Source organism: Enterobacter sp. BIDMC 30, assembly GCF_000534355.1.
Classification (GTDB): Bacteria; Pseudomonadota; Gammaproteobacteria; order Enterobacterales; family Enterobacteriaceae; genus Enterobacter; species Enterobacter ludwigii.
Genome location: NZ_KI973169.1, coordinates 2908914 through 2923569, shown reverse-complemented (window position 1 = coordinate 2923569; position 14656 = coordinate 2908914). Strand labels below are relative to the sequence as shown.

The window sequence follows — 14656 nt, the reverse complement described above, 5'->3', positions numbered from 1 at the left end:
TTTTTTTACATCCCATATTAACGGGGGTGTTCATCGCGTGATGGCCGTAGTCCATCCGCCTTATAGTTATATTGGGAGGAGAAACGGCGGGTAATGTTCACTATCCTGCACCGTCTGGCAATACGTTTGTAATAATCTGTTACATATAACTGGGCCGCTATAATCGGCGGTTCATACAAATGTTATTCAGCGTTAAATTTCATACGATCTGTAAAGGGAGTTTTTTTGACTGGCATTCACCCGTATTTTGCCCTCAATGGCGATATGTTCTGCTATTTGAGGTTTATTGCAGTGATATAGCCCATATTCTGAAAAATAGCTGGTCTTATGTGTTGCTCATGATGAGTTTGATCTTGTCTGGCAAAGGGTTTACGCCGCTTTTAACAACAAAAATTCAACATGAAGTTATCAGGGTGATCTTGATCACATATGTATAGAAATTTTCGGCTATGAAAAAAGTATTAACCTGTTTGAGCGTTAAAGGCTCGAACAAGTGATAAGGGAAGCGGTAAGGAAGGCGGATAAATTATGGTCAAAAGAAGGTCTTCTGGTAGACCCTCTTTTGGTAAGGAATTGCCGTTGCGTCAGAAAACGAAAAGCGCAAGATATCAGGGATACACTTTCTCTTTGTACTCGCAGAGATCTTCGATGATACAGGAGCCACAGCGAGGCTTACGGGCAATACAGGTATAACGGCCATGGAGAATGAGCCAGTGATGGCAATCCACCTTAAATTCGGCGGGAACCACTTTTAGCAGTTTCTCTTCAACCTGCTCGACATTCTTGCCCGGTGCGAAGTTCGTGCGGTTAGAGACGCGGAAAATATGGGTATCAACGGCGATAGTCGGCCAGCCAAACGCGGTGTTAAGTACCACATTCGCAGTCTTGCGTCCCACTCCGGGTAATGCTTCCAGCGCGGCGCGATCTTCCGGCACTTCACCCCCGTGCTGTTCCAGCAGGATCCGACAGGTTTTGATCACGTTCTCAGCCTTGCTGTTAAACAGACCGATGGTTTTGATATAGGACTTCACCCCGTCCACGCCCAGTTCCAGCATCGCCTTTGGCGTGTTGGCGACCGGATAAAGCAGGGCGGTCGCCTTATTAACGCTCACGTCGGTAGCCTGCGCAGAGAGCAGCACGGCGATCAACAGCTCGAACGGGGAGTTAAAATTCAGCTCCGTCGTCGGGTGTGGGTTCTCATCCCGCAGACGGGTCAGGATCGCAATGCGCTTTTCTTTATTCATGAGGCCTTCTCGGGTATCCCTTCCTGTACGCTGCGCTCAGCCGCGCGGCGCTTACGTTTTTCATCTATCAGGTATTTTATCGCTAGCATCATGCCGAGGCCAATAAACGCGCCTGGCGGCAGCATGGCCAGCAGGAACGGCGTATCGGTGTGGAAGACTTCGATGCGCAGCGCTTTAGCCCAGCCGCCGAGCAGCGCATCTGCGCCATCAAACAGCGTTCCGTTACCCAGGATCTCACGCATTGAGCCGAGCACGAACATGGCACCGGTTGCCCCCATACCAATAGAGAAGCCATCCAGAGCCGACATCGCCGGGCTGTTTTTCACGGCAAAAGCTTCCGCGCGCCCGACCACAATACAATTGGTTACGATGAGGGGAATAAAGATCCCGAGCGACTGATACAGACCGAACGCATAAGCGTTAATCAGCATCTGGACGATACTCACCACCGACGCGATGATCATGACGTAAATCGGAATACGGATTTCCGATGGCGTCCAGCGGCGCAGGGCAGAGATGGACAGGTTGGTCAGGGTGAGAACCAGCGTGGTTGCCAGCCCCAGACCCAGCGCGTTGGTGGCGGTGGATGTCACTGCCAGCAGCGGACACATCCCCAGCAGCTGTACCAGCGCGGAGTTGTTCTTCCACAATCCCTGGACGATAACCTCTTTAACCTGGCTCATGATTACTCCTCACAGGCCGGAAGATTGTTCATCTGCGCGGGCAGCGTTTCCGCATACAGCCCGGCTCGTTTTACGGCATTGACCACGGCCCGTGGGGTAATGGTTGCCCCCGTGAACTGGTCAAACTCGCCGCCATCCTTTTTCACAGCAAATGCAGGATCCGCTTCGCCGTGGATCACTTTTCCGGCAAAATGCAAAATCCAGTCGCTCAGACGGGTTTCAATTTTATCCCCCAGGCCTGGCGTCTCATGATGTTCCGTCACGCGCGTACCCAACACGGTACCGGAGAAATCGCTGCCGACCAGCAGTTGAATCGCCCCGGAGTAGCCATCGGGCGCCGTCGCTTCCATTACCGCGCCTACCGCGTTATCCCCCTTACGGGCAATAAAGACGCGGTGCGGGCCTTTGCCTAACTGAGGTGCCTGGACCACGAAGCAACTTTTCTGCAGGTCATTATCGTAGAAATCAGGGGGGATCACCTGATCGAACAGGGCTTTTTGCTGCTTCACCGCCTGTTCGTCGATGGTCGATTTGGTCAGGTTGTTCACCAGGGCCGTCAGTCCGGTGAGGACCGCGGCGAAAATGGCCAGCGTGACGCCGTGTTTTTGCATTGTTTTCAGCATCGCGAAACCCTTAACGGTGGCCGTACACGCGCGGACGCGTGTAGTAGTCGATGAGCGGAACGGTGATGTTTGCAAGCAGAACCGCGAATGCCACACCGTCCGGGTAACCGCCAAAGCTGCGGATGAGCCACACCAGCAAGCCGGCCAGTGCACCGAAGATCAGGCGGCCACGGTTCGTGGTAGATGCCGTTACCGGATCGGTCAGGATAAAGAACGCACCCAGCATGGTTGCCCCCGAGAGCAGATGCATCTGTGGGCTGGCGAGCGATTCTGGCGAGAACACCCATCCCAGTGTGGCGCAGACCGCCAGCGTCACGAGGAAGCTGACCGGAATATGCCAGCGGATCGCTTTCTGCTGCAACAGGAACAGCCCGCCCAGCAAATAAGCAAGGTTCACCCACTGCCAGCCCGCGCCCGCCAGCATGCCGCTGAAGATGGCAGATTTCATAATCTGATCGACGGAGTGTCCGGCATGCAGGGAGGTTTTAAACGTATCGAGTGGTGTGGCCTGGCTGATGCCATCCACGCCCATACGCAACGCGTTCATATCCGCACCGAGCGCGGTATGGCCGGTAAAGATAACGTGCAGGGCATCCATAAAGCCGGGTACCGTCGCGGCAATGTCATGCGGCGGCAACCAGCTGGTCATCTGAACCGGGAAGGAGATCAGCAGTACGACGTAGCCAATCATCGCCGGGTTGAACGGGTTATGGCCCAGCCCACCATAAAGCTGTTTGGCAATAATGACTGCAAACACCGTACCGAGCACCACCATCCACCACGGGGCAAACGGTGGAATACTGATTGCCAGCAACAGGCCAGTCAGCAGTGCTGAGTTATCGGCAAGTATGCGGGAAACCGCCAGCTTACGCAGTTTAAGCACCAGGGCTTCTGCCCCTAAGGCGCTGGCACAACCCAGCACTATCTGGAACAGCGTTCCCCAGCCGAAAAACCAGCACTGAACGGCAATGCCCGGCAGCGCCGCCAGGCACACCAGCATCATGATGCGTGATGTCTGGCGCTGATTATGGGTGTAAGGGGAACTTGCGATTCTGAAAACCATTTAATCCTCGTTAACTGCTTGCTGTGCGGCTTTCTTCGCCTGAACGCGCGCAATGGCGGCGGCGACTGCGGCTTTACGTGGGTCGTCGTTTGCGGCCGGCTGCTGTTCTTCCTGCTGCGCTGCTTTACGGGCCTTGGCGCGGGCAATGGCGGCTTCAACAGCCGCCTTACGCGGGTCGACAGGTACTTCAGGTTCAGCGGCTTCAGGCTGCGCCGCCGCTTTACGCGCTTTGGCACGGGCAATGGCGGCTTCGACAGCCGCTTTACGCGGGTCGGCGGGGGCTTCAGGCGTAGCGGTTTCAGTCTGCGCCGCTGCTTTGCGCGCTTTAGCGCGCGCGATCGCCGCTTCAACAGCCGCTTTACGGGGATCTACGGCCTCCACTTCTTGCTCAACCACCACGTTTTGCTCGCCGGCTTTGCGCGCTTTGGCGCGCGCGATCGCCGCTTCAACTGCCGCTTTACGGGGATCTACGGCCTCCGCGTCTTGTTCAACTACCACGTTTTGCTCGCCGGCCTTACGGGCTTTGGCGCGGGCAATGGCGGCTTCAACGGTGGCTTTACGCGGATCGATCTCCGCGTCAGAGGAGGCTGACCGTGCTTTTTCTGCCTGACGGGCGCGCGCAGCCGCTTTACGCGCTTCGCGGGCGGCAATCGCTTCGCTGTTATCCGGTTTTTCACCGGCCGGGATCACCAAGGTCTGGGCTGCCGTCGCTTTTTTCTCCCGCACGCGTGCCAGTGCGGCATTAATCGCATCCTGGTCTTTTTCGCCGGGCTGAACTGCGGCCTGTTTGTGACGCGCCTGACGGGCCAGTTTTTCACGCTCCAGACGCGCCTGACGCGCTTCAAAACGTGCTTTCGCTTCGGCTGCGCGTTTCTCTTCCATGGAGATGGCATAAATCTCGGCCTTCTCCTGGCGGAAGTACTGCACCAGAGGAATGTTACTTGGGCAGACCCAGGCGCAGGCACCGCATTCGATGCAGTCGGCCAGGTTATGGGCCTGCGCTTTATCGTGCAGCTGACCTTTGCTGTACCAGTACAACTGTTGCGGAAGTAAATCCGCCGGACAGGCATCGGCACAGGCGCTGCAGCGGATACAGCCTTTTTCCTCCTGCTCTTCACCCATTTCGGTCGGGGAGGGGGCAAGCAGGCAGTTTGTGATTTTTACTACCGGGACATCGAGCCACGGCAGGGTAAAGCCCATCAGCGGGCCACCCATGATCACCATCTGGTCGCTGCCCGGGCAAAAATCAGCCTGTTCCAGCAGATGACGAACCGGCGTACCCAGACGCGCCCAGACGTTGCCCGGACGTGCGACAGATTCACCGGTCAGCGTAACCACGCGCTCGGTCAGCGGTTCACCGTCCACCACCGCACGTTTCACGGCGTAGGCTGTCCCGACGTTTTGCATCAGCACCCCGATGTCCGAAGAGCGTCCGCCATGCGGAACCTGCTTGCCGGTCAGAATTTGCGTCAGCTGTTTGGCGCCGCCAGAGGGGTACTTGGTTGGGATAACGCGCAGGCCGATATCGTGGCTGCCGTTGAGGACGGCGCGCAGCATCGAAATAGCCTGTGGCTTGTTATCTTCAATGCCAATCAGCACTTCGCGCGGCTGCAGAATATGGGCAAGAATGCGGATCCCTTCCACGACCTGCGCGGCGCAGTCTTGCATCAGACGATCGTCGGCGGTGATGTAGGGTTCACATTCTGCTGCATTGATGATCAGGGTCTGAATTTTATCGCCGCCGCCGTGCAGTTTGACGCCGGTAGGGAACCCTGCGCCGCCCAGGCCGGCAACGCCGAATTGATGAATACGCTCGATAAGCGCTTCGCGGCTCCGGTTGCGGTAGTCGCTCCAGCCGTCACGTTCTATCCAGCGGTCTTCTCCGTCGGCTTCAATAATGACGCTCAGCTCGGAGAGCGCAGAGGGGTGTGCAACGGTATGGGGGGCGATCGCCACCACTGTACCGGACGTCGGAGCGTGGACCGGCAGCATACGTCCGCGACCGAACGTTAACGGCTGGCCGCGAAGGACGGTATCGCCTTCTTTCACGCACAGTTCACCCTCAGCACCGATATGCTGTTTCAGCGGCATGACGTAACGGGACGCCAGCGGAATTTGGCGCAGCGGCGTGCCGTTGGACTGGGTTTTCATTTCAGGTGGATGGATACCACCGTCAAAGTCCCAAATCTTCTCTTTTCTGAAAGCAGAAAATAACTTAAGCATGTTGTTCCACAGGAATGATGCGAACCGGAATGGTTTGAAGATCCCACTTCCAGCTTTCGGTAGTCGGTTCAACCGGGCGCAACGCGATACATTGCGTCGGGCAGGGCGCCACGCAGAGGTTACAGCCGGTGCACAGATCCGCCACGACGGTGTGCATGGCGCGCGTTGCGCCAACGATGGCGTCGACAGGGCATGCCTGAATGCATTTTGTGCAGCCGATGCAGTTCGCTTCGTCAATCACGGCGAGGGCGCGAACCGGCTCCTGCACATCTTCATCGCCGTCAACAGGTTGCGGGTCAACGTTAAGCAGGGCGGCTATTTTCAGCATTACCGCTTCACCGCCGGGTGCGCAGCGGTTAATTTTTTCACCCTGCACGCCTACCGCTTCGGCATAGGGGCGGCAGCCAGGATAGCCACACTGCCCGCACTGGCTTTGCGGCAGAAGCTCATCGATTTTTTCTACAACAGGATCGTCCTCTACCGCGAAACGGCGGGAGGCGTAACCCAGAATAAGGCCAAACACCAACCCCAGCACGCTGATAGAGGTGATGGCTATCCAGACAGTACTCATTACAACTTCACCAGACCACTAAAGCCCATAAAGGCCAGAGACATTAAACCTGCTGTCACCAGGGCGATCGCGTTACCGCGGAATGGCGCAGGGATATCCGCTGCTGCCAGGCGCTCGCGAATCGAGGCGAACAGCACCATCACCAGAGAGAAACCGACGGCGGCAGAAAAACCGTACAGCGCCGATTGCATGAAGTTATGCCCAAGGTTGATGTTCAGCAGCGCCACGCCAAGTACTGCACAGTTGGTGGTAATCAGCGGCAGGAAGATACCCAGCAGGCGATAGAGAGCCGGGCTGGTTTTACGCACCACCATTTCTGTGAATTGCACTACCACCGCGATGACCAGAATAAAGGACAGCGTACGCAGATAGATTAAATCCAGCGGGATGAGGATCCAGTTATCAATCAACCACGCGCAGATAGACGCCATCGTCATCACGAAGGTGGTGGCCAGCCCCATGCCCATTGCAGTTTCCAGCTTTTTGGAAACCCCCATAAATGGACACAGGCCAAGGAACTTCACCAGGACGAAGTTGTTAACCAGCACAGTGCCGACAAAGAGCAGTAAGTAATCGGTCATTATTTAGCCTGAAATAAAAAAGCCGCCTATTATCGGACAAACCACCGCAGGCGACAACAGGTTATCTGTAAGGTTATTACGGGTTCACAAAGGTGTTCTTCACCCGCGTCGAACGCTTGAAATAGGGCACCAGCAGCGCCGCGGCCAGTAACGGAAAAAGCAGCTGGCGAACGGCCAGGGCATCAGAAACTGGCGAAAAAGCAAAGGCTTTCACCGCCAGCAGGACCGAAATCAGCAGCCAGATAATGTAGTGTTTAGGGACACCCTTACGGCGCTTAAAGAAGGCAATGGTCAGCCATAGCGTGTAGTACCACATCCCGATCGCAAAAACGAACGACACAAACCACATCGTAATATTAAGCACACTTTGCGACATCAGGGTCTGGATTGCATGAGGTGTAATCAGTGCGGTGGTATAAAGCAGCAGCGCAAGTGATGCGCTTAATAAGGCAACCAGCAGCCATGCCAGTGGGGCGATTAACCAGCCTCCAATTCGTTCTCCAGGCGTTGCGGTCATGAACTCTCCCATAATCTGCGCGAAATGTTGTACAGCCAGTTTGCAGGGCGGAGAGTATATAACATTTCGCGCGGATGGCTACTTTCTTATAAAACGTAGCGCCATACAGACTTAGGCACTTCACCGACGTTGAACAAACGGCCACCGGAGACCAGCTCCGCACGGCGGTGGTCAGCGGCGCGATACATATTGATGATTTCCTGATTATCCGACAGCGTGTAGTTCAGATGGTCAAACAGTTTTTCCAGGCTCTCAAGCGAATTGATCTTGCGAAATTTTAATAAATAGTCCTGAACTGTCATATTAATAAGTTTCCATATAAAAGTGAGTAATACCAGTTAAGGTAATTCGTCCGAATAATAAACGGATTAATAAAGACGTAAACAGCCCACTCAGATAACGCGACTAAATTAGGAGTTTTCTTTGCTGAAAGTACAGGCATCAGACGATGCCTGGAAGAGAAGGTTAACCGTGTTCACCAGGGCTGGCAATAAGTAACTGACATATTATGTCACTCTTTATTGCGGTAACCGGTTACTTAGGTTGGGCGACGGTGACAGGCTCCGGCGGCTGGTAGTTATCGATATGGCTGGCAACGCCAAGCAAAATGACCGATACCCCAAGGACAATCCATCCCGCTAATTCAATGATTCGATTAATAATTGACGTCATGACTGGTACGTGTAATTTATCCATAAATACAGGTTGCAAATGTTACAGCGCCGTTTCCCCCGCGGCAAGTGCTTTGGGAACGGTTCCCCTAAACAAAATCAGAACGTTAAATCTATGTAACAAAAACAACCGGCATAGCCTGCTATTTTACGTCATATGGCACATGATTAATCTGTAAGAACGTCAGAGTAGCCAGTGTGAAATAAGATAGTCATAAAAGAGGGCAACATTATGAGTGATAGCATCCGCGTCGGGCTTATTGGTTACGGGTACGCGAGCAAGACTTTTCATGCGCCTCTGATTGCCGGGACGCCGGGCATGGCGCTGGCGGCAGTTTCCAGTAGCGATGCCACGAAAGTGCATGTCGACTGGCCCTCCGTGCCGGTTGTTTCTGAACCTAAGCATCTTTTTAACGACCCTAATATTGATCTGATCGTCATTCCCACCCCCAATGACACGCATTTTCCGCTGGCAAAAGCCGCACTGGAAGCCGGTAAGCACGTTATTGTCGATAAACCCTTCACGGTGACGTTGTCACAGGCACGCGAACTGGATGCGCTGGCAAAAAGTTTTGGCAGAGTGCTTTCGGTATTTCATAACCGCCGCTGGGACAGTGATTTCCTGACGGTAAAAGCGCTCCTTAATGAAGGTACGCTGGGCGAAATCCTCTTTTTTGAATCGCACTTTGACCGGTTCCGCCCTCAGGTCCGAAACCGCTGGCGTGAGCAAGCCGGGCCGGGCAGCGGCATCTGGTACGATTTAGCGCCGCATCTTCTCGATCAGGCCGTAAATTTGTTTGGCCTGCCGGTCAGTATGACGGTCGATCTGGCCCAGCTCAGACCCGGAGCGCAAACCACCGACTACTTTCATGCCGTCTTGAGTTACCCGCAGCGGCGTATTGTACTGCACGGGACAATGGTGGCAGCCGCCGAATCAGCGCGTTATATCCTTCACGGTACGCGCGGGAGCTATGTGAAGTTTGGTCTCGATCCTCAGGAAGAACGCCTGAAAAACGGCGAGCGTTTGCCGCAGGAAGACTGGGGCTATGACATGCGGGACGGGGTTGTGACGCGGGTGGAAGGCGAGGAGAGGGTTGAAGAAACGTTACTGACGATCCCGGGTAACTATCCGGCGTATTATGCTGCTATCCGTGATGCGCTAAACGGGACGGGGGATAACCCGGTTCCGGCCAGCCAGGCGATTCAGATTATGGAATTGATTGAACTGGGGATTGAATCAGCCAAACACCGCGCAACGCTCTGTCTGGCGTGATTCTGGCAAAGCCGGGTAAGGGGACGACCCCACCCGGCAACGGGCTTAGCCGCGGGCGACCTTATCCCGCAGCGCCTGTTTCTCTGCTGGTGTCAGGAAGGCGATGTCCAGGCCGTTAATCTGCGCCTGGCGGATCTGATCCTGACTCAGGCCAGCCTGCGGTGCGGCGACGGTATACTCATGAATAATATCCACGCCCTGTACTGCCGGATCGTCCGTGTTCAGTGAGGCCAGAACACCGTGCTCCAGGAAGGTTTTCAGCGGGTGATGCGCCAGTGATGCCACTGTGCTGGTCTGAATATTGGACGTCAGACACGATTCAATACCAATACGCTGCTCGGCAAGGAAATCCATCAGGGCACGATCTTCAACGGCTTTGACACCATGACCGATACGCTCTGCACCCAGCTCACGGATGGCCTGCCAGATGCTTTCAGGGCCTGCCGCTTCACCGGCATGTACGGTAATGTGCCAGCCGGCGTCACGCGCGCGGTTGAAATGAGAAAGGAACAGACTGCCTGGGAAGCCGAGTTCATCACCCGCCAGGTCAACGGCAGCGATCGCATCACGATGCGCCAGTAACCCTTCCAGCTCCTGCAGACAGGCCGCTTCACCGAAGGTACGGCTCATAATGCCAATCAGGCGAGCCTGAACGTCGAAGGTTTTACACCCTTCGCGCACGCCGTCAATTACCGCTTCAACCACGCCTGCAACGGGCAGGTTGTGGGTCATCGCCATATAGCCTGGCGAAAAGCGCAGTTCAACGTAGTGCAGGCCATTACGGGCGGCATCTTCAATATTTTCGAAAGCAACACGGCGGCAGGCATCCAGCGAGGCCAGCATCTTCACGCCCCAGTCGAGTTTGCTCAGGAAACTGACCAGATCCGGTTCATTTGAGGTGACCTGAACGTGGGGGATTAGGGTCTCAATCGTTTGTGCAGGGAGCGTGAGATTGTACTGGCGGCCAAGATCGAGGATGGTTTGGGCACGAATGTTACCGTCAAGATGGCGGTGAATATCAGTTAGTGGCAGGCGTGTATCAATCATGGTCGCACTCTTTTCTGGTTAAAGTGCGTCATATTATAAAAACAAAACGAGGTAAAAAGCTATTTGCGCAAGGGAATATTCCGTTGCGCAATCTGATTACAGGAGCGTCGTTATGCCGGCGATCAGCCGCTGAACCCCTTGCTCAAGCTTGCTACGCGGGCATCCCGCATTCAGACGGACAAAACCGTTACCCTCTTCGCCGTAGGTGTATCCCGGCATGATGGCGACCTTTTGCTGCTCAATCAGGACTTTTTGTAGCATTTTGTCGTCAAGGTTGAGTGGACGTAAATCGATCCAGGCCAGATACGTGGCTTCGGGTGGCTGCCAGTTGAGCGTCGGAAACGCGCGGTGTAATTCGCGTGCAATGTACGCCAGATTTTCTTCCAGATACGCCCGCAACGCATCCAGCCATGGCTCTCCCTGCTGATAGGCAGCAATGTGGGCCGTCAGCGCCAGCACGGAAGGGGAAGAGAGCCCGTCACGACCTTTTAATGCGCTGAGGTAACCGTTACGGCTCTCTTTATCGCCAATCAGCCCCCAGGCACCGGTGAGCGCCGGTATGTTAAAACTTTTTGAACCAGAGCTCAGAAGTGCCCATTTGCCGCCTGCCACTTCATTCCACGGCGTATGGCGACGGCCTCCCCACACCATATCCATATGAATTTCATCGCTGATCACCGCCACGTCATAACGGGCGCACAGTTCTGCCATGTGACTCAGCTCTTCACGGGTCCAGACTTTACCCGTGGGATTTTGCGGGCTGCACAGCAGCAAAATTTTGTTTTCCGGTTTTGCCAGCGCCGCCTCAAGTGCGGCCCTATTTCCCTGCCAGCCCGTGGCATGTTTTTCCATCGCCACGCCGACCACCTGTCGGGCATTCCCCTCGATAGCCTTATAGAACGCATCGTAAGCGGGGGTGTGGACCACCACGCCGTCGCCGGGAGTTGACCAGAGGCGAATCAGTTCGGATACCATATAAATAACGGAAGGCCCGTACACGAGCGAGTCGGTATCAATGTGGCTGTTAAAGCGCTGCCGGAACCAGTACGCCACAGCGGCGAGAAACTCTTCATTTTTCCAGCGGCTGTAGCCAAACACCCCGTGATGAATACGTTGGTGCAGCGCTTCGGTGATGCAGGGCGCGGTCGCGAAATCCATATCGGAGATGGTGAAGGGCAGCAGATCGGCCGCGCCAAAGCGGTCGGCGACATAGTCCCACTGCGTGCACCAGGTGCCGTGTCGATCCACGACGGTTGAAAAATCGAACATGACTCAAGTCCTTAAAGAAAAACCCCCTCAGCGCGAGGGGGTGAGGCATCAGGCTTCCACTGTACGCATCAGGGTTGCCAGCTCATCTTTCACTGACTGAACCTGCGGGCCGATAACCACCTGCAAATTATGTTGATTTAACTGTACCACGCCGATGGCCCGGTTGGCTTTCAGGGCGTTGGTGTCCACTTTCGACATGTCCGCCACCGACAGGCGCAGTCGGGTGATGCAGTTATCCAGAGAGGTAATGTTATCCGCACCGCCCAGCGCCGCCAGAATAGCAGGGGTGTTATAGCCGGACTTACCCACGGTTCCTGCAACAGCCTGCTCAACGCTGCTGGCGGTATCGGTATCCCGCCCAGGCGTTTTGAGGTTAAAGCGGGTGATGGCGAAGCGGAAAATTCCGTAGTACACCGCGAACCAGATAGCGGCCACCACCGGTACCAGGTACCACTTGGTCGATAACCCGTGCAGGATCCCGAACACCACAAAGTCGATGACGTTGCCGTCGGTATTCCCGATGGTGACGCCCAGCACCGCCATCACGGTGAAGCCCAGACCGGTCAGTACCGCGTGGATGAGATACAGCACTGGCGCGACAAACAGGAACAGGAATTCGATTGGCTCCGTTGTACCGCCCACGACACAGGCGATAACACCGGAAATCAGCAGCCCTTTAATTTTATGGCGGTTTTCCGGACGAGCACAGTGATACATGGCCAGCGCCGCACCCGGCAAGCCGCCGAGGAAGGCCGGCATTTTACCCTGTGACAGGAAGCGGGTTGCACTTTCAGAGAAGCCGTGCGTGGTCGGGCAGCTCAGCTGTGCCTGGAAGATGGTCAGCGCACCGCTCACATCGTGTCCGCACACCTCCATTGTGCCGCCCGCTTCGGTAAAGCGGATCAGCGCCACCAGAATATGTTGCAGACCAAACGGCAGCAGCAGACGTTCGCCGGTTCCGAAGATCATCGGACCAAAATCGCCCGCACCGTTGATGATGCTGCCAATCCCGTTAATCCCCAGCGCAAAGACCGGCCAGATCAGCGGAATAATAAGGCCAAACAGACCCATGACCACAAGGGTTACAATGGGTACAAAGCGGGTGCCCCCGAAGAACGCCAGCGCATCAGGCAGGCGGATATTGTGGAAGCGCTCATGCAGCATCCAGATAATCACCCCGGCGATCACCGCGCCGAGGATCCCGGTATCAATGGACTGAATCCCGATAACGCTCTGAATGTTGTTCGCTTTAAGCACGGCGGCATCGGTGGTGGGCAGAATGCCTTTAGCCGTCAGCCAGAAGTTCACCGCAAGGTTCATTACCGCATAACCGACAAACCCGGCAAAGGCGGCCACGCCTTTGTTCTCGCGTGCCAGACCCAGCGGGATAGCAATACAGAACATCACCGGCAGGAAGCTAAAGGCGAAGGAGCCGACTTTACTCATCCAGATAAAGATCGCCTGCAGCACAGGTGTCCCGAGGAACGGGATCAGCGTGATGACGTCCTTACTGCTCAACGAACTGCCGATCCCGAGCATGATCCCGCAGAACGAGAGGAGTGCCACGGGCAGCATAAAGGTTTTACCCAGTTGCTGGAAAAATTCCCACAGCGATATTTTTTGTGCTGCTTTCGCCGTCATAAAACGACTCCTTTATTGTTAAAATCAGTTTATCTGCTTCAATGCTGCGAGAAGATAAAACGTTTTATCAAAGTTTAGTGCGCTCTGAATCACATTCTCAGGCTTTGACTGGTAGTATAAAGATTACATATTGATAAAACGTTTTACCGATCTCATTTCAGGGAGTCACGCCGACACATGGCTGTAGCGAAAAAAATCACCATCAACGATGTCGCGCTGGCGGCGGGGGTTTCCGTCAGCACCGTTTCACTGGTGCTCAGCGGGAAAGGACGCATTTCTCCCGCGACCGGGCAACGGGTTAACGAGGCGGTTGAGCAACTGGGCTTTGTACGTAACCGCCAGGCATCAGCGCTGCGCGGCGGCCAAAGCGGTGTGATCGGTTTGATTGTGCGTGACCTGACCTCTCCCTTTTATGCCGAACTGACCGCGGGCCTGACCGAAGCGCTTGAAGCGCAGGGACGGATGGTCTTTTTGCTTCACGGCGGTCGCGAGGCCGATCAGCTCCTTTCCCGTCTGGATATGCTCCTTACGCAGGGCGTCGACGGGGTGATCGTCGCCGGCGCGTCGGGTGTGAGTAATGACTTGTGCGAGCGCGCCGCCGAAAAAGGCGTGCCGCTGGTGTTTGCCTCGCGCGCCAGTTATCTGGACGAAGCCGATACCCTGCGACCGGACAACATGCAGGCCGCACAAATGTTGACGGAGCATCTCATTCATCGTGGGCATCAGCGCATTGCCTGGCTTGGCGGAAAAAGCTCGTCCCTGACGCGAGCCGAGCGGGTAGGCGGTTACTGCGCGACGCTGATTAAATACGGCCTTCCGTTCCACAGCGAATGGGTGGTGGAATGCGAATCCAGCCAGAAGAAAGCCGCGGAAGCGATAAACGCGTTATTACGGAGTAGCCCGACGATAAGCGCCGTGATTTGCTATAACGAGGTGATTGCGATGGGAGCCTGGTTTGGCCTGATCCGCGCCGGGCGTCAGAGCGGAGAGGGTGGGGTTGAAACCTTCTTCGGCCACCAGGTGGCGTTAGGGGCATTTGCCGACGTCGGTGAAAACGCGCTGGACGATCTGCCCATTGTCTGGGCCACCACACCAGCCCGGGAGATGGGTTACACGCTGGCGGACAGGATTATGCAGCGCATCGAAAAAGCAGACGTGCAGGCCGGGCACCAGATTGTGTCGGCACGGTTAGTGACGGTGAAATAGTATTTCGTGGCACCAGGCTGAGTACCTGCAACCGGTAGTAAAAA

Annotated in this window: 15 protein-coding genes; 2 read left to right on the top strand and 13 right to left on the bottom strand. The window is 55.5% G+C overall.

Features of this window, described 5'->3' with window-relative positions; translation table 11 throughout:
- Positions 1 to 608: 608 nt before the first annotated feature.
- The 10 genes from nth to blr form a co-directional block, all read right to left on the bottom strand.
- Entirely contained in the window at positions 609 to 1244 is a 636-nt protein-coding gene (nth, locus tag L466_RS08595) for an endonuclease III (RefSeq protein ID WP_014169797.1), read from the bottom strand.
- Positions 1241 to 1927 carry an electron transport complex subunit E gene (locus L466_RS08600; RefSeq protein ID WP_020884326.1) on the bottom strand — a complete coding sequence of 229 codons (687 nt, stop codon included), beginning with the start codon at positions 1925 to 1927 and terminating at the stop codon, positions 1241 to 1243. Before L466_RS08600 ends, nth begins: the two co-directional genes overlap by 4 nt.
- A gap of 2 nt (positions 1928 to 1929) precedes the next feature.
- Complete coding sequence (gene rsxG / locus L466_RS08605; RefSeq protein WP_020884325.1) at positions 1930 to 2550, bottom strand: electron transport complex subunit RsxG; 621 nt, start codon at positions 2548 to 2550, stop codon at positions 1930 to 1932.
- A 10-nt stretch (positions 2551 to 2560) separates the two neighbouring features.
- Entirely contained in the window at positions 2561 to 3613 is a 1053-nt protein-coding gene (rsxD, locus tag L466_RS08610; protein WP_014169800.1) for an electron transport complex subunit RsxD, read from the bottom strand.
- Positions 3614 to 5836, bottom strand: a complete 2223-nt coding sequence (rsxC, locus tag L466_RS08615) for an electron transport complex subunit RsxC (protein ID WP_032681159.1) — start codon at positions 5834 to 5836, stop codon at positions 3614 to 3616.
- Positions 5829 to 6407, bottom strand: a complete 579-nt coding sequence (gene rsxB, locus L466_RS08620) for an electron transport complex subunit RsxB (protein WP_032681158.1) — start codon at positions 6405 to 6407, stop codon at positions 5829 to 5831. The genes rsxC and rsxB overlap by 8 nt, the downstream gene beginning before the upstream one ends.
- Positions 6407 to 6988 carry an electron transport complex subunit RsxA gene (gene rsxA, locus L466_RS08625; RefSeq protein ID WP_014169803.1) on the bottom strand — a complete coding sequence of 194 codons (582 nt, stop codon included), beginning with the start codon at positions 6986 to 6988 and terminating at the stop codon, positions 6407 to 6409. Before rsxA ends, rsxB begins: the two co-directional genes overlap by 1 nt.
- A 76-nt stretch (positions 6989 to 7064) precedes the next feature.
- Positions 7065 to 7505 carry a DUF2569 domain-containing protein gene (locus L466_RS08630; protein ID WP_025204344.1) on the bottom strand — a complete coding sequence of 147 codons (441 nt, stop codon included), beginning with the start codon at positions 7503 to 7505 and terminating at the stop codon, positions 7065 to 7067.
- An 86-nt stretch (positions 7506 to 7591) separates the two neighbouring features.
- Complete coding sequence (ydgT, locus tag L466_RS08635) at positions 7592 to 7807, bottom strand: transcription modulator YdgT (protein ID WP_006174966.1); 216 nt, start codon at positions 7805 to 7807, stop codon at positions 7592 to 7594.
- 232 nt (positions 7808 to 8039) lie between these two features.
- The gene (gene blr / locus L466_RS0122560) at positions 8040 to 8165 is read right to left on the bottom strand and encodes a division septum protein Blr (protein WP_168112406.1); all 126 of its coding nucleotides are present in this window, start codon (positions 8163 to 8165) and stop codon (positions 8040 to 8042) included.
- A gap of 243 nt (positions 8166 to 8408) precedes the next feature.
- On the opposite strand from blr, the gene L466_RS08640 reads away from it, so the two are divergent.
- On the top strand, positions 8409 to 9449 hold the full coding sequence (locus L466_RS08640) for an oxidoreductase (protein ID WP_032681157.1): 1041 nt from the start codon (positions 8409 to 8411) through the stop codon (positions 9447 to 9449).
- A 45-nt stretch (positions 9450 to 9494) separates the two neighbouring features.
- Here the strand turns inward: L466_RS08640 and add are convergent, their stop codons facing one another.
- From add to malX, 3 genes are all read right to left on the bottom strand, one after another.
- Positions 9495 to 10496 carry an adenosine deaminase gene (gene add / locus L466_RS08645; RefSeq protein ID WP_014169807.1) on the bottom strand — a complete coding sequence of 334 codons (1002 nt, stop codon included), beginning with the start codon at positions 10494 to 10496 and terminating at the stop codon, positions 9495 to 9497.
- A 96-nt stretch (positions 10497 to 10592) separates the two neighbouring features.
- Positions 10593 to 11765 carry a MalY/PatB family protein gene (locus L466_RS08650; protein WP_032681156.1) on the bottom strand — a complete coding sequence of 391 codons (1173 nt, stop codon included), beginning with the start codon at positions 11763 to 11765 and terminating at the stop codon, positions 10593 to 10595.
- A gap of 48 nt (positions 11766 to 11813) precedes the next feature.
- Entirely contained in the window at positions 11814 to 13406 is a 1593-nt protein-coding gene (gene malX / locus L466_RS08655; RefSeq protein ID WP_032681155.1) for a maltose/glucose-specific PTS transporter subunit IIBC, read from the bottom strand.
- Positions 13407 to 13583: 177 nt separating this feature from the next.
- On the opposite strand from malX, the gene L466_RS08660 reads away from it, so the two are divergent.
- Positions 13584 to 14612: a Mal regulon transcriptional regulator MalI gene (locus tag L466_RS08660; protein WP_014169810.1), complete on the top strand. Its 1029-nt coding sequence runs from the start codon at positions 13584 to 13586 to the stop codon at positions 14610 to 14612.
- Positions 14613 to 14656: the final 44 nt, after the last annotated feature.

Coding starts and splice junctions, on each gene's coding strand:
- nth (WP_014169797.1), bottom strand. CDS start 1,244: ATGAATAAAGAAAAGCGCATTGCGATCCTGACCCGTCTGCGGGATGAG.
- L466_RS08600 (WP_020884326.1), bottom strand. CDS start 1,927: ATGAGCCAGGTTAAAGAGGTTATCGTCCAGGGATTGTGGAAGAACAAC.
- rsxG (WP_020884325.1), bottom strand. CDS start 2,550: ATGCTGAAAACAATGCAAAAACACGGCGTCACGCTGGCCATTTTCGCC.
- rsxD (WP_014169800.1), bottom strand. CDS start 3,613: ATGGTTTTCAGAATCGCAAGTTCCCCTTACACCCATAATCAGCGCCAG.
- rsxC (WP_032681159.1), bottom strand. CDS start 5,836: ATGCTTAAGTTATTTTCTGCTTTCAGAAAAGAGAAGATTTGGGACTTT.
- rsxB (WP_032681158.1), bottom strand. CDS start 6,407: ATGAGTACTGTCTGGATAGCCATCACCTCTATCAGCGTGCTGGGGTTG.
- rsxA (WP_014169803.1), bottom strand. CDS start 6,988: ATGACCGATTACTTACTGCTCTTTGTCGGCACTGTGCTGGTTAACAAC.
- L466_RS08630 (WP_025204344.1), bottom strand. CDS start 7,505: ATGACCGCAACGCCTGGAGAACGAATTGGAGGCTGGTTAATCGCCCCA.
- ydgT (WP_006174966.1), bottom strand. CDS start 7,807: ATGACAGTTCAGGACTATTTATTAAAATTTCGCAAGATCAATTCGCTT.
- L466_RS08640 (WP_032681157.1), top strand. CDS start 8,409: ATGAGTGATAGCATCCGCGTCGGGCTTATTGGTTACGGGTACGCGAGC.
- add (WP_014169807.1), bottom strand. CDS start 10,496: ATGATTGATACACGCCTGCCACTAACTGATATTCACCGCCATCTTGAC.
- L466_RS08650 (WP_032681156.1), bottom strand. CDS start 11,765: ATGTTCGATTTTTCAACCGTCGTGGATCGACACGGCACCTGGTGCACG.
- malX (WP_032681155.1), bottom strand. CDS start 13,406: ATGACGGCGAAAGCAGCACAAAAAATATCGCTGTGGGAATTTTTCCAG.
- L466_RS08660 (WP_014169810.1), top strand. CDS start 13,584: ATGGCTGTAGCGAAAAAAATCACCATCAACGATGTCGCGCTGGCGGCG.